This window comes from Chakrabartyella piscis, assembly GCA_030067835.1.
GTDB lineage: Bacteria > Bacillota > Clostridia > Lachnospirales > Anaerotignaceae > Chakrabartyella > Chakrabartyella piscis.
Window position 1 is genome coordinate 3,324,497 of sequence record CP092441.1, and the last position, 24,667, is coordinate 3,349,163.

Annotated in this window: 22 protein-coding genes; 7 read left to right on the forward strand and 15 right to left on the reverse strand. The window is 40.2% G+C overall.

Annotated elements, in window-relative coordinates; genetic code table 11:
• Positions 1-81 precede the first annotated feature (81 nt).
• From msrB to MJY40_RS15140, 3 genes are read right to left on the reverse strand one after another with little or no spacing between them, the layout of a single operon-like run.
• Positions 82-1,056: a peptide-methionine (R)-S-oxide reductase MsrB gene (gene msrB, locus MJY40_RS15130; RefSeq protein ID WP_317855009.1), complete on the reverse strand. Its 975-nt coding sequence runs from the start codon at positions 1,054-1,056 to the stop codon at positions 82-84.
• Positions 1,053-1,610 carry a transposase gene (locus tag MJY40_RS15135; protein WP_317855010.1) on the reverse strand — a complete coding sequence of 186 codons (558 nt, stop codon included), beginning with the start codon at positions 1,608-1,610 and terminating at the stop codon, positions 1,053-1,055. Before MJY40_RS15135 ends, msrB begins: the two co-directional genes overlap by 4 nt.
• A 9-nt stretch (positions 1,611-1,619) precedes the next feature.
• Positions 1,620-2,435 carry a carbon-nitrogen hydrolase family protein gene (locus MJY40_RS15140; protein ID WP_317855011.1) on the reverse strand — a complete coding sequence of 272 codons (816 nt, stop codon included), beginning with the start codon at positions 2,433-2,435 and terminating at the stop codon, positions 1,620-1,622.
• A 372-nt stretch (positions 2,436-2,807) separates the two neighbouring features.
• Here MJY40_RS15140 and scfA point away from each other — a divergent pair, with 372 nt between their 5' ends.
• The 4 genes from scfA (at position 2,808) to MJY40_RS15160 (ending at position 7,757) form a co-directional block, all read left to right on the forward strand.
• Complete coding sequence (scfA, locus tag MJY40_RS15145; protein WP_317855012.1) at positions 2,808-2,954, forward strand: six-cysteine ranthipeptide SCIFF; 147 nt, start codon at positions 2,808-2,810, stop codon at positions 2,952-2,954.
• A 181-nt stretch (positions 2,955-3,135) separates the two neighbouring features.
• Positions 3,136-4,515 carry a thioether cross-link-forming SCIFF peptide maturase gene (gene scfB / locus MJY40_RS15150; protein WP_317855013.1) on the forward strand — a complete coding sequence of 460 codons (1,380 nt, stop codon included), beginning with the start codon at positions 3,136-3,138 and terminating at the stop codon, positions 4,513-4,515.
• 364 nt (positions 4,516-4,879) lie between these two features.
• Entirely contained in the window at positions 4,880-6,301 is a 1,422-nt protein-coding gene (locus MJY40_RS15155; RefSeq protein ID WP_317855014.1) for an aminotransferase class I/II-fold pyridoxal phosphate-dependent enzyme, read from the forward strand.
• Positions 6,302-6,980: 679 nt separating this feature from the next.
• Entirely contained in the window at positions 6,981-7,757 is a 777-nt protein-coding gene (locus MJY40_RS15160) for a sulfite exporter TauE/SafE family protein (protein ID WP_317855015.1), read from the forward strand.
• A gap of 390 nt (positions 7,758-8,147) precedes the next feature.
• Here the strand turns inward: MJY40_RS15160 and MJY40_RS15165 are convergent, their stop codons facing one another.
• Positions 8,148-8,333 carry a hypothetical protein gene (locus MJY40_RS15165; protein ID WP_317855016.1) on the reverse strand — a complete coding sequence of 62 codons (186 nt, stop codon included), beginning with the start codon at positions 8,331-8,333 and terminating at the stop codon, positions 8,148-8,150.
• 316 nt (positions 8,334-8,649) lie between these two features.
• On the opposite strand from MJY40_RS15165, the gene MJY40_RS15170 reads away from it, so the two are divergent.
• Genes MJY40_RS15170 through MJY40_RS15180 form a run of 3 tightly spaced genes read left to right on the forward strand, consistent with a single transcriptional unit; the run spans position 8,650 to position 13,535 of the window.
• Positions 8,650-9,117: a MarR family winged helix-turn-helix transcriptional regulator gene (locus tag MJY40_RS15170; RefSeq protein WP_317855017.1), complete on the forward strand. Its 468-nt coding sequence runs from the start codon at positions 8,650-8,652 to the stop codon at positions 9,115-9,117.
• A complete protein-coding gene (locus MJY40_RS15175) occupies positions 9,114-10,385 on the forward strand; it encodes an efflux RND transporter periplasmic adaptor subunit (RefSeq protein WP_317855018.1) in 1,272 nt (423 codons plus the stop codon). The genes MJY40_RS15170 and MJY40_RS15175 overlap by 4 nt, the downstream gene beginning before the upstream one ends.
• A 3-nt stretch (positions 10,386-10,388) precedes the next feature.
• Positions 10,389-13,535 carry an efflux RND transporter permease subunit gene (locus tag MJY40_RS15180; protein ID WP_317855019.1) on the forward strand — a complete coding sequence of 1,049 codons (3,147 nt, stop codon included), beginning with the start codon at positions 10,389-10,391 and terminating at the stop codon, positions 13,533-13,535.
• A gap of 123 nt (positions 13,536-13,658) precedes the next feature.
• On the opposite strand, the gene MJY40_RS15185 is transcribed toward MJY40_RS15180, so the two are convergent.
• From MJY40_RS15185 to MJY40_RS15235, 11 genes are all read right to left on the reverse strand, one after another.
• A complete protein-coding gene (locus MJY40_RS15185) occupies positions 13,659-14,363 on the reverse strand; it encodes an SDR family oxidoreductase (protein ID WP_317855020.1) in 705 nt (234 codons plus the stop codon).
• Positions 14,364-14,887: 524 nt separating this feature from the next.
• The gene (locus MJY40_RS15190; RefSeq protein WP_317855021.1) at positions 14,888-15,904 is read right to left on the reverse strand and encodes a rhomboid family intramembrane serine protease; all 1,017 of its coding nucleotides are present in this window, start codon (positions 15,902-15,904) and stop codon (positions 14,888-14,890) included.
• An 878-nt stretch (positions 15,905-16,782) separates the two neighbouring features.
• On the reverse strand, positions 16,783-17,025 hold the full coding sequence (locus tag MJY40_RS15195) for a pro-sigmaK processing inhibitor BofA family protein (RefSeq protein ID WP_317855022.1): 243 nt from the start codon (positions 17,023-17,025) through the stop codon (positions 16,783-16,785).
• Between the two features lie 10 nt (positions 17,026-17,035).
• Positions 17,036-17,275, reverse strand: coding sequence for a DUF2508 family protein (locus MJY40_RS15200; protein WP_317855023.1), 240 nt, complete (start codon positions 17,273-17,275; stop codon positions 17,036-17,038).
• A 227-nt stretch (positions 17,276-17,502) separates the two neighbouring features.
• On the reverse strand, positions 17,503-18,099 hold the full coding sequence (gene recR / locus MJY40_RS15205) for a recombination mediator RecR (RefSeq protein ID WP_317855024.1): 597 nt from the start codon (positions 18,097-18,099) through the stop codon (positions 17,503-17,505).
• Positions 18,100-18,121: 22 nt separating this feature from the next.
• The gene (locus tag MJY40_RS15210) at positions 18,122-18,463 is read right to left on the reverse strand and encodes a YbaB/EbfC family nucleoid-associated protein (RefSeq protein ID WP_317855025.1); all 342 of its coding nucleotides are present in this window, start codon (positions 18,461-18,463) and stop codon (positions 18,122-18,124) included.
• 178 nt (positions 18,464-18,641) lie between these two features.
• Positions 18,642-20,240 carry a DNA polymerase III subunit gamma/tau gene (gene dnaX / locus MJY40_RS15215; protein WP_317855026.1) on the reverse strand — a complete coding sequence of 533 codons (1,599 nt, stop codon included), beginning with the start codon at positions 20,238-20,240 and terminating at the stop codon, positions 18,642-18,644.
• A 137-nt stretch (positions 20,241-20,377) separates the two neighbouring features.
• Positions 20,378-20,902, reverse strand: coding sequence for a transposase (locus tag MJY40_RS15220; protein ID WP_317855027.1), 525 nt, complete (start codon positions 20,900-20,902; stop codon positions 20,378-20,380).
• 161 nt (positions 20,903-21,063) lie between these two features.
• Positions 21,064-22,161, reverse strand: coding sequence for a redox-regulated ATPase YchF (gene ychF, locus MJY40_RS15225; protein ID WP_317855028.1), 1,098 nt, complete (start codon positions 22,159-22,161; stop codon positions 21,064-21,066).
• A gap of 290 nt (positions 22,162-22,451) precedes the next feature.
• On the reverse strand, positions 22,452-23,249 hold the full coding sequence (locus MJY40_RS15230) for a hypothetical protein (RefSeq protein WP_317855029.1): 798 nt from the start codon (positions 23,247-23,249) through the stop codon (positions 22,452-22,454).
• Positions 23,250-23,619: 370 nt separating this feature from the next.
• On the reverse strand, positions 23,620-24,492 hold the full coding sequence (locus MJY40_RS15235; protein WP_317855030.1) for a radical SAM protein: 873 nt from the start codon (positions 24,490-24,492) through the stop codon (positions 23,620-23,622).
• Positions 24,493-24,667: the final 175 nt, after the last annotated feature.

Here is a 24,667-nt window from a genome sequence, read left to right on the forward strand (position 1 = left end):
GCGTACCATTGGTCGCCCGTTGGTTGCGATTGCATTCATTTTCTTATTGTATAACTCTTATGGAAAAATTACAACAGTTTTTTACAGAAATGCCAAAAATGCACCATATCCAGCTGCTTCCATCTCCTCTTTTGGAATGAATTTTAGGGATGCAGAATTGATGCAATAGCGTAACCCACCCAATTCCTGTGGTCCATCCTCAAACACATGACCCAAATGTGCATTGCCTACACGACTTCTGACATCTGTACGAATCATATTAAAAGACAAATCGTCATACTCATTGATGGTGTTGGGGTCCATTGGTTTTGCAAAAGATGGCCATCCACAGGAAGAATCGAACTTATCTCTGGAAGAAAAAAGAGGTTCTCCTGTTGTGATATCCACATAAATCCCTTCTTTTTTGTGGTTCCAAAATACATTTCGAAATGGTGGTTCTGTAGCGTTTCGTTGTGTGACTGCAAATTGCAAATCACTCAATTCTTCCTTTAAAACTGCTGTTTCTGGTCGTTTGTATAAATCTGGATTCACCACACGCTGTTTCAGTTTTGCAATTTTTGCAAAGTTGATGTGGCAATATCCACGTGGATTTTTGGTCAAATATTTTTGATGGTATGCTTCTGCTTCGACAAATTGCAACAAAGGCAAACATTCCACTTGGAGTGGTGCGTCATATTTCTTTTGCAATTCCAACAAAAACGATTCTGCAACTTGTTTTTGTGTTTCATCTATATAATAAATGCCTGTGCGATATTGGACACCCACATCAGCACCTTGTCTGCCAAAGGTGGTGGGGTCTATGGTATAGGCAAATTCCTTGAGCAACGTTTCCAATTGGATGGTTGTATCCTCAAAAATCACTTCCACCGCTTCTGCATAGCCATTGCCACTGCAAACGGCTTCGTAGGAGGTGGTTTCTGGCAATTCGTGATGGGAGGAATAGAACCCCTCCCCTACAGCGTAGCCGACTTTGGTGGATGAAACACCTGTCAAAAGTTCCATGTATTTTTCGGTGCCCCAAAAGCAACCGCCTGCAAGATAAATGGTTTGTGTCATGGTAAACCCTCCTGAATGTATTCTGTATGATAGCAATCCTGCTCCCACGATAGTACATTGTTATCAATATATTGCCAGATTCCTAGATAAGATGCTTCGTTTCGTATGATGTGGTCATGAAACCTCGTCTGCCACACTGTAGGGACATGGCTCGCCATGTCCGTTTCCGCTTCATATTGATGAATCTTTCTGGTTACTGCTGATTTATATCCACCTACAATGGTTTGTAGCGAATTGGATACGGGTTTGGAAAATTGATTGTAGTGAGCGGTCACAGCAAGCCGTGACCCTACATTGATGGATATGATGAGGTGTACGTGGTTTGGCATAACAACAAATTTATCTATTGTAATACCCTGTTGTTCACGTTTGTTTTGCGTTTGTAGAATTTCATTGTATGCAATTTTTCCATATGGTGTATATTGCATTTCACCACCTGAAATTGTTCCAAATAAATTTTGTTTTTCATGGGTACAAATTGTTACAAAATAAGCACCATTTTGGCTATAATCGTATTCTTGCAATCTGGTTTGTTTGCGTTTTGCCACTTCCATAACATCACCCTATTTCTTTTGCAATTCATACAAATCCCTTCTTCTGCCAGATAAAAATGGCAACTGTTCTCTTATTCTATCCACTTGCTCCAAATCCCATTCCACAATGGCAACGCCTTCTGTTACATCCATTTGGTGAATCACATCACCCCAAGGACTGGTGGAAATGGAGTGTCCATAAGCAACATAAGATGCTTCTGTATTTCTGGCTGGCGAAACCCCTGCCATATACACTTGGTTGTCCATTGCACGTGCTCTAAAGGAAAGTTCCCAATGGGCAGGTCCTGTGGTCATATTGAATGCAGCTGGTACAAAAATACCCTTTGCTCCATCCAAAGTCAACAAGCGTGCAAGTTCTGGAAAACGAATGTCAAAGCAAATCATAAGCCCCATTTTACCCCAAGGTGTTGCAAATGTTGTGAAGGTATCCCCTGGGGAAAGCACATCAGATTCTTTGAAATATTGACCACCTTTTACATCAATATCAAAGAGGTGCATTTTGCGATGTTTGGCAATGATTTCACCTTGTGGGTTATATACATAGGAAGTGTTGTAAATCAAGTCCCCATCCAATTCTGGAATGGAACCTGCCACCAAATAGATACCCAATTCCCCAACCATTTTCGCCATTTCTTCCATAAAAGGACTGTTCTCTGGTTGTGCATGTTCTGGAAAACAAGCGTTGTTGTATCCACAGATGAAAATTTCTGGCAAAACAGCAATATCAGCACCCAAATTCTTTGCTTCTTGGAGCAATTCCTTTGCATGTGCCAAGTTATCCTTTGGTGTTGCCACCACATTCATTTGTACCAATGCTATTTTCATATGAAAACCTCCTTTTTATCATATCCGTTTTCAAATAGGTGTTGTTTTGTGTAAAAATGCGGTCGACCACATAGGGTCGCCCCTACAATGCATTCCAACAAAATGTAGGGGATGATGCCCACATCATACCATAACCACAATCCTGTCATTAGAAGAACAACGTGACGAAGAATCTTATCTTTTATCTTTTTATTTATTCTATCATATTCCATGTGAAAAAACCAATAAAAACAAGGGTTTCCATGTATCTATATTGACAAATAGTATCAAATGTGGTATGGTTTTTTTATATAAAATAGGTTTTTATGTGCATTTGTATACATATCAACTCAGTTCAAAACAAAATACATCAATTTAGATAGGAGACTTATTATGCAAAGAATTAAAACTATGGAAACACGTGACTTGAAAAAAAGCGTTATCGTAGGTGGCTGTGGCGAATGTCAAACATCTTGTCAATCTGCTTGTAAAACATCTTGTGGTGTTGCAAACCAACCTTGTGAAAACACACAAAAATAAGAAATACAAAGTTGTTGCCACCTGAATGGGTGGCATTTTTTTTACATCTGCAAACCAACGGGATGCCCTGGACGCCATACCCTACAAGAAAACATACTATTTGTAATTGTAGGGGCGATTCATGAATCGGCCGTAATACCACAAATCCCACAACCATCAATTTAGAAGGGAAGAAACCCAAGTGATACATCAATACAAAAACAACGGATATAACATCGTTTTGGACACAGCAAGCGGTTCCATTCATGCAGTGGATGAAGTGGCTTATGACATCATTTCCATGTATGAATCCAAAACAACAGAAGAAATTGTAACAACCATTTTAGACAAATACCAAGACCAACCAGACGTGACAAAGGAAGAAATTCTTGTCTGTCTTGAGGATATTGCCTATCTCAAAGAAAACGGTAAACTGTTCACAGAAGACGATTACGAGGATTTGGCAAACAAATACAAATTCAACAGCAATGTCATCAAAGCCATGTGTTTGCATGTGGCTCATACTTGCAATTTGAACTGTAGCTATTGCTTTGCTGCACAAGGAAAATACCATGAATCCAATGTTTCTTGTGCTCTTATGAGTTTTGATGTGGGTAAGCAAGCCTTTGATTTTTTGGTGGCAAATTCAGGAACTCGTGTCAACTTAGAAGTGGATTTCTTTGGTGGCGAACCCCTTATGGACTGGAAAGTGGTCAAAGAATTGGTGGCTTATGCAAGAACATTGGAACCAATTCATAACAAAAAATTCAGATTCACCTTAACCACAAATGGTGTTCTCATTGATGATGATGTCATCGAATTTGCAAACAAAGAAATGCACAATGTGGTACTTTCTTTGGATGGTAGAAAAGAAGTACACGATCATTTGCGTAAAACCATTTCTGGTGGCGGTAGTTATGATTTGATTGTACCAAAATTCAAGAAATTTGTGGAAGCCAGAAATGGTCAAGGATATTATATGCGTGGTACTTTCACACACAACAACGTGGATTTCACAAAGGATATCTTCCATATGGCAGACCTTGGGTTCACAGAACTTTCCATGGAACCAGTTGTTTGTGATCCAGCTGACCCATATGCTTTGACAGAAGAAGATATGCCAAAACTCTTTGAACAATACGAAATCTTGGCAAAAGAAATGATCAGACGTAAAAAAGCAGGCAATGGATTTACTTTCTATCACTACACCATTGATTTGTCCAATGGTCCTTGTGTGTATAAGAGAATTACAGGTTGTGGTTCTGGTACAGAATATATGGCAGTGACTCCTTGGGGTGAATTGTTCCCATGTCATCAATTTGTTGGCGATAATGCTTATAGTCTTGGAAATATCTGGGATGGTGTGAAAAACACTGCTGCCCAAGAGGAATTCCGCTCTTGTAACGCTTATGCAAGAAAAGAATGTAAAGAATGTTGGGCTAGATTGTACTGTTCTGGTGGCTGTGCTGCAAATGCATACCACGCAACAGGCAACATCAATGGTATTTATGAATATGGATGTGAATTGTTCAAAAAACGTATCGAATGTGCGATTATGATGAAAGTAGCAGATGAAACGTAATAAAGACAGACCTTGGGGCTTTGCCCCAAACCCCATGAGCGTGCGACGCTCAACCCGATAGGCAAAAACTACGTTTTTGCAAAGGATTGGGATGGGATGATATATAAATACGACGGTATTTGTAGGGCAGGACTCACCGCCAAAGATATGGCGGTCACACGTAGTGTGATTTTGCTTGCAAAATGATGACCTCTACTCTTGCCGTCATGAACTGCCATAAAACCAACGGGATGTCGAGGACGCCATCCCCTACAGGTACCATCCAATCCACCATAAACGTAGGCTTCTACCTGCTTGTTTTTATTGTTTTCAGTCATTCACCATTCACCATTAGTCATTCACTTGCCGACTGAAAGGAGGCACCATGCAAACACCAATCTATGATTTTATTTCTGCATATGAAAACAAGCAACCCATACGTCTCCATATGCCTGGACACAAAGGTCTGGGTATTTTGGGTGTAGAAAATCGTGATATCACTGAGTTTTTTGGTGCCGACAATCTATATCATGCAGAGGGTATCATTCTGGAGTCCGAAAACAATGCCACTTCTTTGTTTGGCACAAGACACAGTTTCTATTCCACTGGTGGTTCCAGTCAATGCATTGGTGCTATGCTCTATTTGGCTTTGTTGCATCACCAAAAACCAAGTGGTCGCAATGTGATTTTGGCAGGTCGCAATGCCCACAAAGCTTTGCTTCATGCTGCTGCTCATTTGGATTTGGATATTGAGTGGCTGTATCCCAAAACAAAGGAACATCTTTGTTCTTGTTCTGTGACACCGGAATCTTTAGAAGAAGTCCTATTAAATATGAAGGAACTGCCAATGGCTGTGTATTTGACATCACCTGATTATTTGGGAAATATGGCAGATATCAAGGGAATTGCAGATGTTTGTCATGAATTGGAATTGCCACTGTTGGTGGACAATGCACATGGTGCCTATTTGCAATTTTTGGAACCTTCTATGCATCCAATGGCTTTGGGAGCTGATTTGTGTGCCGATTCTGCCCATAAAACATTGCCTGTTTTGACAGGTGGTGCTTATTTGCATGTCAATGAAACTGCAATGGTCTCCTATGAAACACAAGCCAGACGTGCTTTGTCCTTCTTTGGTTCCACAAGCCCTTCTTATTTGACTTTGCAGTCTTTGGATTTGTGCAACAAATGGCTTTTGGAAGATGCTGATTTTTCCAGCACTGTGCAAATGGTGGCAGAATGCAAAGAACGCCTATTGGCACAAAATGTAACCATACTTCCCAGTGAACCTTTGAAAATTGTGTTGGATTGCCAAAAAACAGGGTTGTCTGGATTTGCTATGGAAGAAGAACTTTTGCAAGAAAATATTGTGTGTGAATTTGCTGATGATGAAGTGGTGGTTTGCATGATTTCTCCTATGACAGAACATATGGAATTGGCAATCCTAGAAGCTGTGGTTGCACCATTTTATGAAATTTCAGATGTGGTAACGGAATTGATGTTTGTGGAACAGGCATTGGAACACATTTTGGAACCTATACAAAAACCAACACCTACTATGCAACTTGTGACACATGAACAAAAAATGAGCATTCGCAATGCAATGCTATCACCATCTGAAACCATCAAAACCACAGAATCACTTGGCAGAATTTGTGCGTTGCCTGCTGTTTCTTGTCCACCAGCAATTCCCATTGCCATCAGTGGCGAAGTGATTACAGAAGATATGATGGAACAGTTTTTGGCATATGGCATTGCAGAAGTGGATGTAGTGGTGACTGGGTCACCAGTGAAGAGTGAAGAATAACAGAATGGATGCACTGTAGGGGCGTACCTATGTGTACGCCCGTAATATGAAAACCATCTTCATCATTGAATTCCTCTGAATGACAAAATACCACATACTGTCATTCCAAATGGAATGAGGAATCTTATCTTTTGACATTTTTCGACACAAGTAGTATACTGATTTTTGCAAGGAATCTGCTTTATGTATTTTGCATAAGCAGATGTAGGCGGCACCTCCCAATCGTGACTTCGGTATCGAAGTCTACGGTAATACCGTATGAAAGGGGGAATTTTTATGGAGATAACTTTCATCGCAATGCTCATTATGGTATATGCGATTATTGTCGAAATAAAAAAATAAACCGCCTACTCACAATAGACGGTTTATTTTAATACATTTAATTTAAACTTGAATTGGGTACCGCTTATGTCGGTTCCTTGCTTTTATTTTATGGGAAAATTGAAATTCTGTCAAGAAAATTCCTCAAGGAAATACTACATAATTCTGATTGTAAAATTTGTGCGTAGATTTTTTTGCCATATTTACTAAAAAACGGAGGCGATATCGGAAATATCGTCAAGTATTTTGAGTGATTATGGCAGGAAAATAAACCACAAAGGTTGTAGTCTAGAGTTGTGTGGTGTTACCTTAACAATGTGGGGTTTATTTTTTTGTCTACCAAGAAAGGGACTATATTATGTTTTCTGATTTATGGGTTTCCACCGGTGATTTTATTATGATTATGGTGGCTGCATTTTTGGCTGGTTTTTTGGATTCCATTGCTGGTGGTGGTGGTTTGATTACCCTGCCTGCATATACATTGACTGGTTTGCCTATGCATTATGTGTATGGTTGCAACAAATTTTCTGCTTCTTTTGGCACTACAGTTGCTTCCATTCGTTATTGGAAACATAAAATGTTGGATATTCCAGTTGGCATTTGTGCTGCAATTGGTGCCTTTATTGCATCTGGTATTGCTGCAAAAATTGTTTTATATTTGGATGATGCCACATTGAAAACCATGTTGCTGATTATTTTACCCATTGCGGGTGTTGTCACTTTGATGAACAAAAACATGGGTATTGAAGATTTATCTGACACGCTATCCAGAAACAAAAAATTGGTGTTTGGTACATTGATTGGTCTTGCAATGGGTTTTTATGATGGTATTTTTGGACCAGGAACAGGCACTTTTGCTTTGATGGCATTTTGTTTCATTATGAAATACGATTTACGTACTGCTTCTGGCAATGCAAAGTGTTTGAATCTTGCTTCCAACTATGCTGCTTTGGTTGTCTTTTTCATAGAAGGAACTGTCTATTTGCCACTTGCAATTCCTGCTGCTGTTTTTGGTATTTTGGGGAATTACATTGGTGCTGGTTTAGCCATCAAAAAAGGAACCAAAATCATACGTGTGATGATTCTGGTGGTAATGGTGTTGCTGTTCTTGAAAGTTGCTGTGGATATGTTGTAAGGAAATAGAACGACGAGGGCGTCGTTCTCTACATAGTGAAAAATGAATGGTGAAAACGCCCAAATCCAAAGGGATATTAAGGATGCTATCTTCCGCAATACACATGATTTCATTGGGAATTGTAGGGGTGTCCCTGTGTGGGCACCCGTAATGTAAACCTCAAATCACCACAACACAAAGCTATGGGATGCTCTTTCGCACATTGACAAATACCAATGTTTATGATATTGTATTTTCAAAGGGAACCACCAAAGTGGTCTACCTCGCGTTTGATTCAGGCTACCCTAAAAACCGGCGAAGTTGATGAGGGTAGCTTTTTTATTTCTCTTATTTCTTTCCGATATAAGAGAGAAGTGCCACAAGAAACGTACCAAACATTAGGGCAATACCTCACAACCCTCTATCACAACCTTTGCGGTTTATTTTCCCGTCAGAATCACCAAAAATACTCGATGATATTTCCGATATCACCTGCGTTTTTTGATAATTGTGACGAAAAAATCCACTCGTAAATTTTGCAATCAGAGTTATGCGGTATTGCCTTAGCATTACCACCAATACTTCATATGTACTCATGTCCACCACCTCCTCTCGTTCACAATAAACAAGAGGCAAACCACCCATCATGGTTCCCAGAATTTTATGATATCACAAAAAATGCTGACATGCAATCTACCTTCCTATTCCTTTGAAAAATCATTTCCAAAATTTACATTAAGTATTTCCAATTAAATTCTAATCTAGTTTTATTATAAAACCTATTGCTATCTAATAGGATTTAGAATAAAATAAATTGAACATTTCGTATGCTAAGTTACCCATGCTGGTAATATGGGTCGAATTTAGCGTCAGATTCACAAAAAAAGAACACAAAAGGAGGTTTTTCTTAGAAATGAACACAAATGAAGGTCTTGCTTATGAGCTGCTTCGGTTCAATGCTTATATGCTTACATTTGCAAGATCACATCTAGGTGATATTCTCAATGTCAATGGAAAAGCCAACCAAGGTTCTTTGACCATGCAACAGCTGAATTTTCTGTTTCAGATCGAATCTTGTGGTAAAATTACAGTTTCCGATTTGGCAAAGGCTTTGACCCTAAGCAAAAGCAGTACATCCTTAAGCATTGGGCAAATGGTGAACAAAGGATATTTGCAACGTGAAACTTGCAACAATGATGGTAGATATGTATACATCTCCCTAACAGAAACAGGAACAGCTTTATTAAATGAAACAAAGAATAAAATGATGGAAAAGACCAGTGCAATTTTATCATTGGAAGATTCCTCCAAGCAAAAGGAACTCTACCATCATCTACAGGCAATCAATCAAATTATATTTACTGGAGGTCAAACAAAATGAAGAAAAAACTAATTCTTGGTGGTATTTGCGTTGCGATTATCGCTGTAGTTGCATTCAGAATCTATTCTTCCACAAGTGGTGGCAGTGGTGATGCAATGATGGCTGGTGGTCCACCTAGTGGTATGTCTGGTGGTATGGGCGGTGGCGCTTCCTCATCTTCACGTGCAGTTGAAGCTATGACCATTGGAACAGATGAAATTTCCAGCACATTCTTGTACTCTGGTACAGCAGCTCCTTCTTCTCAAGTTTCCATTATGGCTGCTGGTTCTGCGGAAGTCACAGCGGTTTATGCAGAAGTTGGTGACACAGTTACAAAAGGTCAAGTGCTTTTCACATTGGATACCACAGACCTCTATAACTCTTTGAAAACCACACAAGCAAGTTATGAAGTTTCTCAATTGGCTTGTGACAATGCAGAATTGACTTATCAAAACAACTTGATTTTGTACACAGAAGGTGCAATTTCCAAAACAGAAATGGATCAATATGAATACCAATACAAATCTGCTGCTGCAAACCTCAATTCTTTGCAAGTGCAACTGAGTGTTCTCAACAGCTCCATCGCTGATTATTCTGTAAAATCCACAATCAATGGTGTGATTACAGACAGAAACATTGAAGTGGGCGCAACAGCAAGCATGAGCTCTGCTGCTTTCACTGTAATGGATTTGTCCACAATCAAAATTGAAGTGGGTGTTTCCGAACAAGCAATCAACACCATCCAAATTGGTGACGGCGCAGAAGTAACCATCACATCTCTTTCCTATGAACCATTCATCGGTGAAGTTGTGACAGCAAGCTCTGGCACAAACTCCAGTGGTACATATGATGTTATCATTGCTCTTGACAATGCAGATGCCAAAATCAAAAGCGGTATGCTCGCTTCTGTCAGCTTGATCAAAGAATATGTAACAGAAACCATCGTAATTCCTACAAGTGCGATTGTAACAAAAGACAGCGTTGACTGTGTATTCGTTTTGGATGGTATTACAGCAGTTCAAACACCTATCGTTGCTGGTGTAGAATCTGGTGAATATTCCGAAATCGTTTCTGGTCTTTCCATTGGTGATGTTATGGTTAATGTTGGTCAATCCTACCTTTCTGATGGTGAAACAGTCAATCTTTTGTCCTTGGATGGCGAAGATGTTGAAGCTCCTGAAATGGAAATGCCTCTTGAAGGTGAAATGCCTGAAGGTATGCCAGAAGGTGAAATGCCAGAAGGTGGTGCTCCTGAAGGTGCTGCTCCTGAAGCTGAAAAGGGGGAATAATCCATGCTTTCAAAAATTGCGATTAAACGCCCCGTAACCACCGTCATGATCACACTCATGATTTTGATTTGTGGTTATCTTGGGTATTCAAATTTGGAACTTGCTCTCATGCCTAGTACTGATTTCCCAATGGCTATGGTTATGACATCTTACTCCGATGCAGGTCCTGAAGAAATTCAAACTTTGGTTACAGAACCAATTGAAGACGCTTTTGCTTCCGTTTCTGGTGTAGAATCCATTACATCTCGTTCCATGTCTGGTATGTCCATGGTTATGGTAGAGTTTTCCGATGACACAGACTTGGACTTTGCAACAATAGATTTGCAAGAAGCCGTTGATAAAATCGAAAATCGTTTGCCAGACAATGCATCTGATCCTACTGTTATGACAATGGATATGGATGCGGTTTCCATCGAAATCGGTGTAACTTCCACAAGATATGACTTGGAAGCATTGTATACCTTGGTAGAAGATGAATTGGTTCCAAGCTTTGAACGTATCAATGGTATTTCCTCTGTTACCGCTTCTGGTGGTACAGAATCTGAAATCATCATCACTGTAGATCCTTATTTATTGGCGTCCTATGGTTTGACCACTTCCAGTCTTTCACAAGCATTGGCTGCTGAAAATGTCAATTTGCCATCTGGTAGTATGATGCGTGGTCAAACAAGCGTTCAAGTCAACACATATGGTGAATTTGAATCTGTTGACGAAATCAGAAGTTTGTTGATTTCCACACCAACTGGTGCCATCATCGAATTGGACGAAATCGCTGATATTTATTATGGTGAAAAAGATAGAACTTCCCTCACATATATCGAGGGCGACGATGGTATTCTCATCTCATTGGATAAAGATTCCACAGCAAACGTTGTAACCGTCAGCCATAGTATCCAAGATACAATGGCAGAATTGATGATTGAATATCCTGATTTGTCCTTCTATACATTGTCTGATACAGCCGATTATATCGAGCTTTCCATCTCCAATGTAACAGATACAGCACTCCTCAGTGCGATCATTGCATTCTTTGTATTGTTGATTTTCCTTAAGAGTCCAATCACCGCTGGTATCATCGCAGCATCTATTCCAACTTCCATCTTTGCAACATATGGAATGATGTATCTTGCGGGAATGTCACTGAATACCATTTCCCTTGGTGGTTTGGTTATTGGTATCGGGATGCTGGTAGATAACTCGGTTGTAGTTCTCGATAATATCCATCAACATTATGACCGTGGTTTGGATGCAAGAGAAGCTGCTGAAGTGGGTACAAAAGAAGTATCCCTTTCCATCATGGCTTCCACATTGACCACAATCGCTGTATTCTTGCCAATTGCAATGACAAGCGGTACCGTTGGGGAAATGATGGCAAACTTGTCCTACACAATCACATTCGCTTTGTGTGCTTCCCTCTTTGTTTCCTTGACCTTCGTGCCAATGGCAGCAACACAATTGTTGGAAAGCAAAAAAGTAAAACGTTACCACAAAGAAACAATCATGACCAAAATCCTCAAAAAATGGGATGCTGGTTTCAATGCACTTTCTTCTGGATACGAAAAAGCAATCCGTTGGTCTTTGAAACATTCTGTAGCCTTGATGGTCATTGTAGTTGCAGTATTCATTGGTTCTTTGGCAACTGTACCTCTTACAGGTGTCAACTTTATGGAAACCACTGACGAAAGTACAGTTACACTTTCCATTTCCTTGCCAGAAGGTACTGAATTGGAAGAAACAGATGCAGTTATTTTGAAAGTTTTGGAACGTTTGGAAGACTTCCCAGAAATCCAACAAATTTATGCTTCTGTTGGTGGCGGTATGATGGCTGACGGTACAAATCGTGGTACCATCAACATGGACTTGGTGGACGTATCCGAACGTGATAAGAGTACAGAAGAAATTTCCGCAGAAATGCAACTTTTGGTAAATGACATTGCAGGTGCTGATATCTCCGTTCGTGCTGCCAGAAATGCTATGGGTAGTATGGGTGGTACCGATATTTCCTTCAACCTCTATGGTTATGACAACGATATCCTTATGGAAATCGAAGAAGATGTCATCGAAATTTTGGAAGGCATTGAAGGCTTTGACAATGTTTCTGGTTCCACAGGAGATACTTCTCCAGAAGCAAACGTTGTCATCGATAGAAGCAAGGCTGCACAATATGGTGTCACCACAACTTCCATTGCAAGTGCACTTTCCACAGCACTCTCCGGCACAACTGCAACACAATACACCATCGATGGTACAGAAATCGACGTTGTAATCCAATATGATGAAGACACTGTGGAATACATCTCCGATTTGGATAAAATTGCAATCACTACAAGCAGTGGTGCTCTCATTCCTTTGAGCGACATTGCAACCATCGAATATACAGAATCCACAGTAACCATCTTGCGTGAAGATGGCACAAACTACATCACTCTTTCTGCAAGTGCAGATGGTATCGACAATAGCGAATCCCAAGCAATGGTTGACGAAGCTTTGGCAAACTATATCTTCCCTGACAACTGTTCCTATGGTTGGTCTGGTACCACACAAATGATGGAAGAAACTATGGAAAGTATGTATCTTGCTTTGGTGGTTGCGGTGCTTTTGGTTTATATGATTATGGCATCTCAATTTGAATCTTTGCGTTATCCATTCATCATCATGCTTACCATGCCTTTGGCTATGACAGGTGGTATCCTTGGTTTGTTCCTCACAGGAAATACCATCACCATGACTGCTATGATGGGTCTGGTCATGCTGGTCGGTATGGTTGTAAACAATGGTATCGTTTTGATTGACTATGCAAATCAATTGATGGCAAAAGGTATGACTGCTTATGAAGCACTCCTCATCACTGGACCTCGTCGTTTGCGTCCAATCCTTATGACAACCTTGACCACAATCCTTTGTATGGTGCCTGTTGCAACCAGTAATGAATCTGGTGGGGAATTGATGAAAGGTATGGCGGTTGCTGTTATCTTTGGTTTGACACTTTCCACAGCTTTGACATTGCTCTTCATCCCTGTATCCTATATGTGGTTGAATAATAGAAAAGAAAAGAGCGACGCTCGTAAAGCAGCAAGAAAAGCAAAACGTGATGCGAAGAGTGAAGAAAATAGAATCAAATTGGAACAAAAAGAAGCAATGAAAAAATAAATAGCATAAAAATAAGCCGTGGGTGATGAACCTGCGGCTTTTTGTATAAATGGAGGGCATAGAAACCCTCCCCTACATTGTGTGTTGCGTCGTAGTGCGACCACTGGTCGCCCCTACAGTTTCCTACGATAATTTCCAACCAAAATCATCGTGGTAAATCATTTGTTTGGTCATACCACCATCAATACAAATGTTTTCACCATCAATGAAACTGGCTTTTTCGCTGGATAGATACAACACCATATTTGCAATGTCTGATGGTTTGCCAACTCTACCTGCCAGATGTTGTGTGGCATCTGCACCTGTAAATGTTGTGTTTGTGGTATCAATCCAACCGGGTGAAATGGAATTGACACGCACTTTACCTGACAAACTGACTGCCAATCCATGTGTCAAAGCTGCAATACCACCCTTTGCAGCAGTGTAGCTTTCGGTGTTGGCTTGACTCATACGATCCCTTGAAGAAGAAATGTTTAAGATGGAAGCATCCTTTGTAAAATAAGGTAAAAAGAGCTTGGTCAGATAGTATGGCGCCACAACACCCACTTGCAATGCATATGTAAAGTCTGCATAGCCACAAACATCCAAACCACCACGTGTTTCCATGGCATTGTTCACCAAAACATCAACCTTACCATAGTCAGAAATCACCTTTTGTGCAAAGACTTCCAAATCCTCTTGCTTGCCAATATCACCCACAAAATATGGATTTTCATTTTTATCTATGATGCAAATTGTTGCACCTTCCTTTTGAAATGCTTCTGCAATGGCAGCACCAATGCCCTTTGCACCACCTGTGATGACAACAATTTTATTTGCGAATTCCATAAAAGCCTCCTTTTTGATGGGTGATGGCGGGATAGGAAACCTATCCCCTACAATTACCAAATACATGAGTATGTGATTTTGTAGGGGCAGATTCCATATCTGCCCGTAATTTCTGGTATTGCGGTTGATTCGTGAATCAACCCTACAACTGCACTGTTTTCAAATGAGCATATAGTAAAAAATCTAAGAACCAAAAACCAAGATTCCTCACTACATTCGAAATGACAGCACACAGTCTATTTTGTCATTCAGAGGAATATAATGACGAAGAATCTTAGCTTTTTAACTATTCACTCTTCATTCTTCACCATTCACTGGTGACACAGTCGCTACTTATCCACACAAACAAGCACTTATCCACACATTTTCTGTGGATAACTCAAAACTCTCCACACTAGATATAGTGTACAAACTCTGTAAACTGACATAAATATAGATGATTTTCAACCAAAATTTGGAATTTGACACCATTTTTCCTATCCTATCGCAATAGCATGTGGAAAACTGCCACTTATCCACAACCTTCATTTGGTTTCATCTGTTGATATGTTTGTCTTTTTTCTACCTTCCAAAATACCATATAACAAAAGTCCACCTAGCATTCCACCAATATGACCCATATTGTCTGTAGTGGTGTTGGTGAAGCCCATTGCCACTGCATAAATCACAAAAATCATCAAAGTTGCATGATTCATACGTCCACGTCCCAAATTTCCATATTTTTTGGTGTAAAGCAAAGCCATCATCATCATGCCAAACAATCCACCAGATGCACCAAGGGAATAGACATCCTGACACAAAATGCTGGCAATGCCACAGGTCAACCCACAGAACAAATACATCAATAGAAACTTCTTATGCCCCAAAATACGCTCCATTTGTATGCCAAAATAATACAAAATGACACCATTGCTGAACAAATGCATCCAACCTGAATGCAAAAACATAGCTGTCACAAAGCGGTATATTTCCCCTTGGAAAACAGCACTTCGCTTCAATGCAAAGGTTTGTACCATAACACCACCAAAGTCCAAGAAATGCATCGCCAGAAACACAAGCAAACAAATCACTGCAATATGTAAACATACAAAGGGCTTGTCCGCTTTTGGCATTGCAACCTTGAGTTTTTCAACAGGTGTATTGGAAATGGATTGCTGCAACAATTTTTCGATACCAATGAGCTTAGATGGATCGCCTGTTCTTGGAGTCACTTTGCCCGTTTCTGTGTCAAACCACCAATAAACAGAATGGATTTCTTCCCTATAGGCTTCTTCTATGATTGGGATTTCCTGTTCTGTGTGGATGAATAGACGCACCAAATGGGTACATTGCAATTTTGGCAACATACCCTCTAATGTTTTTGTGTGGTGTAGCATAATCGCCGGTATCTCTGTACCTTCTACGCAACAAATGCAGTATAAAACTGGATTTTCCATCCTTGTAAACAATCCCACCACAGGAAAACCACTTCGCTCTTTCACTTGAGAAAACCCATGTGTCACCATTTGATTTTGGAATTGTGTCAACCATTTTTCTGACAAAATATCACCTCGTTTGTATGTAAATTTTCTTATGTTTTGAATGAATGTTATGCTTATAATGTGTAGTATCGTTTATTTTGTAGGGGTGATGTTTCGTCACCCGTTTGGATATTTATGAATTAATTTTAGATTGGGATTTATTCACTGTTTAGAACTTTTCAGACCTTACTTTTTGACACCAAAAAGTAACAAAAAGTGCCACTACTTCCGAAGCGTGGAGCACGGTTCAAGGGGGCTGCGACCCCTCGAAACTCCTTTGCAAGGTGAAATCCTATAGGTTCGAGAATAAATTGAAATTCAAGAAAACTTCCTTCATGGCTAGAGATGCTTATTGAAATTCCTACAAATAACAATTTAGAGGATTCCGCTTTGCAATCAAAGGCTGAGTAGGAACCAAAAGTCATCTGATAAATTATTTAATTCTAATAGCGGTATGTCGAGGACGCCATCCCCTACAAAACCCACAATAACGCTTTTAGAACCAGTAATCAAGAGGTGAGGGGCTTGTCACTCACGGTCTAATCGTAGGATTTACACCACTAACCATCTGTCTGTCGGGGGTATTTTTAAGGACTCACCGCCAAAGATATGGCGGTCACCGTAGGTGATTTTGCTTGCAAAATGATGACCCGTCGAGTTAGACCCCTTTAAATCGGGGCTCCACGCCTTCGAAACGAGTGGTGGTTTTGGGGTACCTTTTGCCACCAAAAGGTACGGTATAAAAAGCTCTATATTTGAAAAAATTATTGCCTCAAATTCTTGCCACTTAACTACCTGCTTCACTACACATTATATAAATAACCTTCATCACCAATATCACCCTAAGATAATTCTATCATATCACAAATGAGGATTTTGTGTCAAAAAACAACGCTCATTTACAAGAATATAGACAATGCCAAAAGACCTAGAAACCCTGGAATACCAAGGATACCCACCGTCAAACAAGTGTATAAATTCAAACCCAAAGCAAACCCAATTTGATTTGCAACCAACAAGCAACCACTACCCACCAAAGCAGATACCCCAAAACCCAAAATAGATTTGATTGTGTTTTTTTGTGTTGCCAAAAGCAAAAATATCAAACAACCACCAATCAATGTAGGCAATACATATGTCATAAAATACCCCCTATCCAATGCGTTTTTGCATTGCTGTCAAACCCATCTCTTTTGCCTGATGCAAGAAAAATTCATATCGTTTCTGGAGTGCAATCAATTCATGGATATAGCTATCAATCAAACGTTCATCTGTTGCAGCAGAAAACCCTTGTTTTGCACAGGAAATCTGCTCTTGTACCTCTGTAATTGCTGCCAAAATCGCAAAGCCTTCTGCCTGCAAATCCAAATTTTGACCTTTTTGTTTCGCCATAAAAAAATCCCTCCTTTTCCCATAATATAAGCAGAAAAGAAAGGAATTATTCCTAGATGTATTAATTTTGTATGCAGAATATAACGGTCAATTCGTGAATCGCCCCTACAATACAGCAAATTTCGATTTCGTGGCAATTTATGACGGTACAATGAGGGCATTGTACCCTACACTACATCTATTTTGATGCGCAGTCCTTCACCATTCACCATTAGTCATTAGTCTTTTTACAGCTCTCGTCTACCTTCCAAAGCTCTGGACAGGGTAATTTCATCCACATATTCCAAATCGCCACCAACAGGCACACCATTTGCAATACGAGTCACCATAACCCCCAAAGGTTTGATGAGTTTGCTGATGTACATTGCAGTTGCTTCCCCTTCTACATTGGGATTTGTGGCAAGAATCACTTCCTCCACTTCGTCTGTGATACGAGAAAGCAATTCCTTGATGCGAATGTCATTGGGTCCCACACCAATCATCGGTGAAATGGCACCATGAAGCACATGATACACACCATGAAATTCTTTGGTGCGTTCATAAGCTGCCATATCCCTAGGGTCTTCCACCACCATAATCACCTTGTGGTTACGTTTTTCATTGGCACACACAGAGCAAATATCTTCTTCTGTCAAATTGCAACAAACAGAACAATATTTCACCTGATCCTTTGCATCCAAAATGGCTTCCGACAACGCCACAACCGACTCACGTGGCATATCCAAGATATGAAAAGCAAGTCTTTGTGCCGATTTGCCACCAATGCCTGGAAGTGCTGCCAGTTCTGCAATCAAACGTGTCACTGGATTTCCATAAATATTCATAGAGAAACCTCCATTTATGGGATTAGAATCCCATACCGCCTGTCATGCCACCCATTTCTTTGTTGTAGACTTCTTCCACTTGACGAATTGCTTCGTTGACAGCAGACATCACCAAATCTTCCAACATTTCCACATCATCAGGATCTACCACATCTGGGTCCAATTTCAATTCCAAGATTTCTTTTTTACCAGAAATGACAACTTTCACAGCACCGCCACCACTTGTCATTTCAAATGTTTTCTTTGCCATTTCTTCTTGTTTTTGTTCCATTTGTTTTTGCATTTTTTGGGCTTGTTTCATCAAGTTGTTCATGTTCATACCGCCCATACCGCCACCCATTCCTGGGTATCCACCTCTAGCCATTTGTTTGTCCTCCTATTGTTTGGTTGATTTATATTATTTTTTATTGTTTGTATTGGTTAAGATTCTTCGTCGTTTTACGGGCGAGCAATGCTCGCCCCTACAGAATGACAGTACTCCTATGCTTGTCATTCCGAATGTAATGAGGAATCTTGGTTTTCAACTATTCATTATTCACTCTTCACTGTTCGTCAAAGTATTCTGCATCTGGGATTGCATCGAACAAGCCACCCCAATCGTCATCCACTTCATCATTTGCATCGCCATAGGTTGCTTTTTTCCATGTGTCATATTGTTTTTTGGAAATGACGCTAACTGCAAAGTTCTTTTCCATTTCACGTTCGATCAAATCCTCAACTGTGGTCAGGCGTTTTTCTACCATTTGCACATGCACTTCTTCTTCGCAAAGCAAATACACCACATCATCATCTTTAAAGGCGATTTCTGCACCCTTTATAATGGGTTTCAGCAATGGGTCTTTGCATTCGCTACAAATCAGTTGCCATTGTTGCACCAGTTTCTGTTTTTCTTCGTCCAATGGTTTTTGTTTCACCTTTGGTTTTGGTGGTGCTTTTGGTTTTTGGGGTTCTGCTGATGGGGTTTGTTGCACCATCACTTTCACACCTTCTGCCACTTTACGTTCCAAAGATGCAAGCCTACCCATAAGTGCTGTCACATCCGTTTCTGTCCAAGGTGCGCAGATACGCAACACCTCAATTTCCAGTAAAATACGTTCATTGGTTGCATAACGTAGTTCACTTTGCAAACGTGAGAAACGTTCGATCATATACAATGCTTCTTGTGGCGATAGATGTGCTTTTTCTGCCACAAAGCTATTTTTATCTTCTTCTGAAATATCCAAAACACCTTGCAAATCAGGCAATGTATGCACCAACAAGAAATTACGGAGGTGTGTCAAATAATCCCCTACAAATTGCTTGATGTTGCGACCAGATTGCATCATTTTCTCCACAATCAACATGACAGATGCACTGTTTTTACTGCCAAGAGCTTCTGTCAGTTCAAAGAAAATGGACTGGTCTACAGCGCCTGTCAAATCCACAATTTTATCCAAAGTGAGCAGTTCATCGCCATAAAAAGCCAAGCATTGATCCAAAATACTCAAGGAATCACGCATAGAGCCATCGCCCAAACGAGCCACATGACGCACTGCTTCTTCTGTGACGTTTCTGCCTTCTTCTGCCAAATATCCCATCAATGTATGTGCGATATCTTCGGTGGTGATACGTCTGAAATCGAAACGCTGACAACGAGATAATATGGTTTGTGGTACCTTTTGTGGGTCTGTGGTTGCCAAGATAAACATAACATGCTCAGGTGGTTCTTCCAATGTTTTCAACAATGCGTTGAATGCACTATTGGAGAGCATATGCACCTCATCGATGATGTAGACCTTATATTTGCCTTGCGCTGGTGGATATTTCACTTCTTCACGGATTTCACGGACATTTTCCACACCATTATTGGAGGCTGCGTCCAATTCCATGACGTTGACGCTTCTACCTTCCAGCATATCCCTACACAAAATACATTCGTTGCAAGGGTTGCCATCTTCGTCTGGATGCAAGCAGTTCATAGCACGTGAGAAAATCTTTGCTGTGGAAGTTTTGCCTGTACCACGTGTGCCACAAAAGAGGTATGCATGGGATACCCTGCCTGTTTTCATTTGGTTTTGCAATGTTTTCACAATATGTTCCTGACCGATGACACCGTCAAATGTGTCTGGTCTGAATTTACGATATAGTGCGGTATAAGCCAAAGCATTTCCTCCTTTCTGAAGTCAAGATCAAAAGAGTAAGACCTTGGGACGCTGTCCCAAACTCTGCAATCCTTTGAAAAGGCTTGACCTAAACTTTATTATGCGAAAACTACGTTTCCGCTGTAAGGTTGATTGATTTATGTTGTATAATAGCAGTCCAATTCCCATTTGATGGGGTTAGTGTCTATGTATTGCCAAATTTCTTCATAGGATGTTTGGTTGCGTATGACGTGTTCGTGGTAGCTTCGTTGCCAGATGGATTCTCCACATTTTTTATTGGAAAACCGTTTCAATGTAGATACCATGCTAGGAATCCTTGCATTTGCCCTTGTAGGGGTTGGCGTCCTCGACAATCCGTTTTTTTTATTTTCAATATGAACAATCATATGAATATGATTTGGCATGATGATATATTTGGGAATTTCCACATCATCATAGGTTTTTGCAATATCCAATATTGTTTGTTCCACGATTTTGCCATAATGGGATAGCATAATAAACGGGATGTCGAGGACGCCATCCCCTACAATATCACCCGTATCCATTCCAATGTCACCCAATATACATTTTTTATTTTGAGTGCAAATGGTAATAAAATATGCACCATTTTGGCTATAATCATAGGATTGCAATCGCAATGATTTTCGTTTTGGTAATTCCATAGAATCATCCTTTTATACAGGACAGCAATGCTATCCCCTACATTCTATATTTGCGTTCCCCCATCCTCCGCAAAAATATAATTTTTGCCAAATAATCGGGTCCAGCGTCGCACGCTGGTAGGGGTGTTGGGGACTAGTCCCCAAGGTCTTATCTCTTGACCTTACACATTGAATCTGAAGAGTACCACATCTCCATCTTTCATGACGTATTCCTTGCCTTCAGAACGCATTAAGCCTTGTTCTTTGGCTGCTGTATTGGAGCCTACACGCATCAAATCATCATAAGCAACGATTTCTGCACGAATGAATCCACGTTCAAAGTCAGTATGGATTTTACCAGCTGCTTGTGGTGCTTTTGTGCCGAGTGTAATGGTCCAAGCACGTGTTTCTTGTGGTCCTGCTGTCAAATAACTAATCAAACCAAGGAGTTTATAGCTAGCAGCAATCAAACGATCCAAGCCACTTGCATCCACACCAAGGTCTGCCAAGAATTCTTTTTTATCTTCTTCGTCCAAATCAGAAATTTCTTCTTCGATTTTCGCACAAAGTACAAATACTTCATTGCTTTCTGCTGCTGCATAGTCACGCACTTTACCAACCAATTCATTGGATGCGCCATCATCCGCCAAATCATCTTCCATAACATTGGCTGCATACAACACAGGTTTGCTGGTGAGCAATGTCAAGCTATCGATAAAGGCTTGGTCTTCTGGTGTTTCAATTTCCATGGTTCTTGCAGAAAGTCCACCTTCCAAAACGTCTTTGAGTTGTTGCATCAAATCCATTTCGTGTTGCAAAGATTTATCTGCTTTTGCCAACTTACCTGTTTTTGCAATACGTCTTTCCAAGATTTCCAAATCAGAGAAAATCAACTCCAAATTAATGGTTTCGATATCACGGATTGGGTCTACAGAACCATCCACATGGACAACGTTTGCATCTTCAAAACAACGCACCACGTGTACAATGGCATCCACTTCACGAATGTGTGACAAGAATTTATTGCCAAGACCTTCCCCTTTGCTGGCACCACGCACCAAGCCTGCGATATCCACAAACTCAATGACTGCTGGCAAGATTTTCTTGGATTCATGCATTTTTGCCAATTCATCCAAACGTACGTCTGGAACAGGCACAACACCTACATTTGGGTCAATGGTACAAAATGGATAATTTGCTGCTTCTGCTTTGCCCAATGTCATGGAGTTGAACAAGGTGCTTTTGCCTACGTTTGGCAAACCTACAATTCCTAATTTCATAATTTTCTTCCTCTCTTTTGCTTCTATAATGATATTGCGGGAAGATGGTATCTTCCCCTACGTCTGTTATATTTTTTGGGTTATCTTGTATTTTGTAACAATGAACAAAAACCAAGATCCTTCGTTTCACTCAGGATGACAATACATAAGCGTATACGTCATTCTGAGATATGGATACCCCATGATTTTATGTTCCGTATGATAAAAAACAGTTTTCTCTATCACTATTTTAGATTTTATTCCAGTCATTTTGTAGGGGTGCCCCTATGTGGGCACCCGTTTATGCCATTTCAATAGAAAAAGAACCAAACTGCCCAAGCACAAGTCAGCACCAAGCCAACAAAGCCTGCTTGCAAGCTATTGCGATCACGACGTTTCATATTGCCAATAAAGGGTTCTGTATTGAAGGTAGTGACATATTGACCACCTAAAATTCCAGTACGCACTTTGATTTGCAATAATTTTTCTTTTCTTAATAAATAATACATCCTTTTGGTCATACGGAAATGGTATGTAATTCCATTTTGGATGCCTTCTAGGAAATACCCTTGTGCAACACCGTTTTCTACGCCACTTTCGTTGGTGATATAAAACTGGCATTCCAGCAAAGTGGTCATTTTACTTTTACAATAAATTCGGTCAATTGCAGTATAGGTCATTTGGAAGAACGGTATGGTCAAACCAAGCATTGGTATAATGGTCAGCGCCATAGACCAGAAGTTTTCATCTTCATTGCCCCAACCTTGGATATTCAGCATATAGCCCTGGATTTGTGCCTGTGCATAGGTGTACAAAAACAATGCAAATACAGCCAAAAACAACAATACAATGGGAAGTGGATGTTTCTTCTGTTTCTTGACATTCCACATTTTTACATCCACAAAGCTACGTCTACACACAAAGAACATTCCAAAGCAAATGAGCACCATCAGACCATTGATTTCCATACCACTTTGGTAATTGATGACCATTGAAAAAATGGGTATCAGCCAAACACACATCAGTGTATAACCCAATCGCCCAGTGATGGAAGTCATATAGACGCAACCATATGTTGTCAATACAATTAGAAAGCCTAGCCATTCCATAGTTTACTCCTTGCTGTTGATTTGTTGTGTGTTACGGCGGCAGCAAGCCACCGCCCTACGATATCTCTTGTTTGAAGTTTGGTGTAACTGGAGGATGATATCCTCCTCTACGGTGTAGTGTATGTTTCAAATTGTTGTCATTCAGAGGAACATAGTAACGAAGAATCTTTGTTTACGGTTTGCGGTATGATGTGGGCATCATACCCTACGATGATTCTCGTTTCTGATGGTGCGGTTGATTCGTGAATCAACCCTACGATTGCACCTCATTTGTAGGTTTCAATCCTTCACTATTCACCATTAGCCCTTAGTCGCTTTTCAAAGTCCTTCACCATTCACCATTAGTCCTTAGCCAGCAATCTTAGATTGCTTAAATACCTCTGAAGATATCAGATCTAAAGCGACTATTTTGTCTGCTATGTTCGATTTGTGCCAAGATTTTATCTTTTTCGAAATTCAAAGTACCTGCAAGTGGTGTATAATTGGATGCATGGTTGGAACGGAACATAGTACCTTCTGCATCCACTGTTTTGATGAACAATTCTGTTTCATCCAACACTTCATGTGGTGTCAACAAGTTGAGTTCGCCACGTTGTTGTTGTTCATACATCGGTGTGCCTTCTTCAATCATCAATGTCAAGAAGCCAATGTATTCTGGTTTGATGGCTGTGATGACCTTTGCAGTTTCCATTGCGTGTTCTTTCCAATATTTCTTGCCACCCAATCCAGAAATCACAGTCATAGACAAAATCATACCAGCGTCTTTGACTTTTTTGCCTGCTGCAATCATTTCTGCTTGTGTAGCACCTTTTTTCACTTCCAAAAGCACTTCATCAGAACCACTTTCCAAGCCCATATACACCATATCCAAACCAGCAGCTTTGAGTTGTGCCAATTCTTCTGGAGTTTTATGGATGATATCTTTTGGAGCACCGTAAACGGAAATACGTTCCACTTCTGGGAAGTATTCCTTACATTTTGCCAAGATGTGCAACATATCTGCTGTTTTCACAATCAAGGCATCACCATCAGCCAAGAAAATACGTTTCACTGGAATATTGCGATAATAACTTCTTGCCATTTCCAAATCTTCTTCCACGTCTTTCAGTGGTCTAATACGGAAATTTTTGTCTTTGTACATTGCACAGAATGTACAGGTGTTTCTTGCACAACCAATGGTAAATTGGATGATCAAACTGCTTGCTTCACTTGGTGGTCTATAAACTGCACCTTCATATCTCATTTGCGTTCACTCCTGTTCGGTTTTTGTTTTATACCATCGGTACAATGTGGGCATTGTACCCTACGATTACATATTTAAGTTGTGGTAGCTATTGGTTTGTGAATCCATTTTATAATTGCATACATCTTGTCATTCAGAGGAATGCAATGACGAAGAATCTTTTTGGTATAGCGGT

Bases quoted from the DNA above. Each gene is read 5' to 3' on its own strand.
- msrB (WP_317855009.1), bottom strand. From the start codon at position 1,056: ATGACACAAACCATTTATCTTGCAGGCGGTTGCTTTTGGGGCACCGAA.
- MJY40_RS15135 (WP_317855010.1), bottom strand. From the start codon at position 1,610: ATGGAAGTGGCAAAACGCAAACAAACCAGATTGCAAGAATACGATTAT.
- MJY40_RS15140 (WP_317855011.1), bottom strand. From the start codon at position 2,435: ATGAAAATAGCATTGGTACAAATGAATGTGGTGGCAACACCAAAGGAT.
- scfA (WP_317855012.1), top strand. From the start codon at position 2,808: ATGCAAAGAATTAAAACTATGGAAACACGTGACTTGAAAAAAAGCGTT.
- MJY40_RS15155 (WP_317855014.1), top strand. From the start codon at position 4,880: ATGCAAACACCAATCTATGATTTTATTTCTGCATATGAAAACAAGCAA.
- MJY40_RS15160 (WP_317855015.1), top strand. From the start codon at position 6,981: ATGTTTTCTGATTTATGGGTTTCCACCGGTGATTTTATTATGATTATG.
- MJY40_RS15165 (WP_317855016.1), bottom strand. From the start codon at position 8,333: ATGAGTACATATGAAGTATTGGTGGTAATGCTAAGGCAATACCGCATA.
- MJY40_RS15170 (WP_317855017.1), top strand. From the start codon at position 8,650: ATGAACACAAATGAAGGTCTTGCTTATGAGCTGCTTCGGTTCAATGCT.
- MJY40_RS15175 (WP_317855018.1), top strand. From the start codon at position 9,114: ATGAAGAAAAAACTAATTCTTGGTGGTATTTGCGTTGCGATTATCGCT.
- MJY40_RS15180 (WP_317855019.1), top strand. From the start codon at position 10,389: ATGCTTTCAAAAATTGCGATTAAACGCCCCGTAACCACCGTCATGATC.
- MJY40_RS15185 (WP_317855020.1), bottom strand. From the start codon at position 14,363: ATGGAATTCGCAAATAAAATTGTTGTCATCACAGGTGGTGCAAAGGGC.
- MJY40_RS15195 (WP_317855022.1), bottom strand. From the start codon at position 17,025: ATGACATATGTATTGCCTACATTGATTGGTGGTTGTTTGATATTTTTG.
- MJY40_RS15200 (WP_317855023.1), bottom strand. From the start codon at position 17,275: ATGGCGAAACAAAAAGGTCAAAATTTGGATTTGCAGGCAGAAGGCTTT.
- recR (WP_317855024.1), bottom strand. From the start codon at position 18,099: ATGAATATTTATGGAAATCCAGTGACACGTTTGATTGCAGAACTGGCA.
- MJY40_RS15210 (WP_317855025.1), bottom strand. From the start codon at position 18,463: ATGGCTAGAGGTGGATACCCAGGAATGGGTGGCGGTATGGGCGGTATG.
- MJY40_RS15220 (WP_317855027.1), bottom strand. From the start codon at position 20,902: ATGGAATTACCAAAACGAAAATCATTGCGATTGCAATCCTATGATTAT.
- ychF (WP_317855028.1), bottom strand. From the start codon at position 22,161: ATGAAATTAGGAATTGTAGGTTTGCCAAACGTAGGCAAAAGCACCTTG.
- MJY40_RS15230 (WP_317855029.1), bottom strand. From the start codon at position 23,249: ATGGAATGGCTAGGCTTTCTAATTGTATTGACAACATATGGTTGCGTC.
- MJY40_RS15235 (WP_317855030.1), bottom strand. From the start codon at position 24,492: ATGAGATATGAAGGTGCAGTTTATAGACCACCAAGTGAAGCAAGCAGT.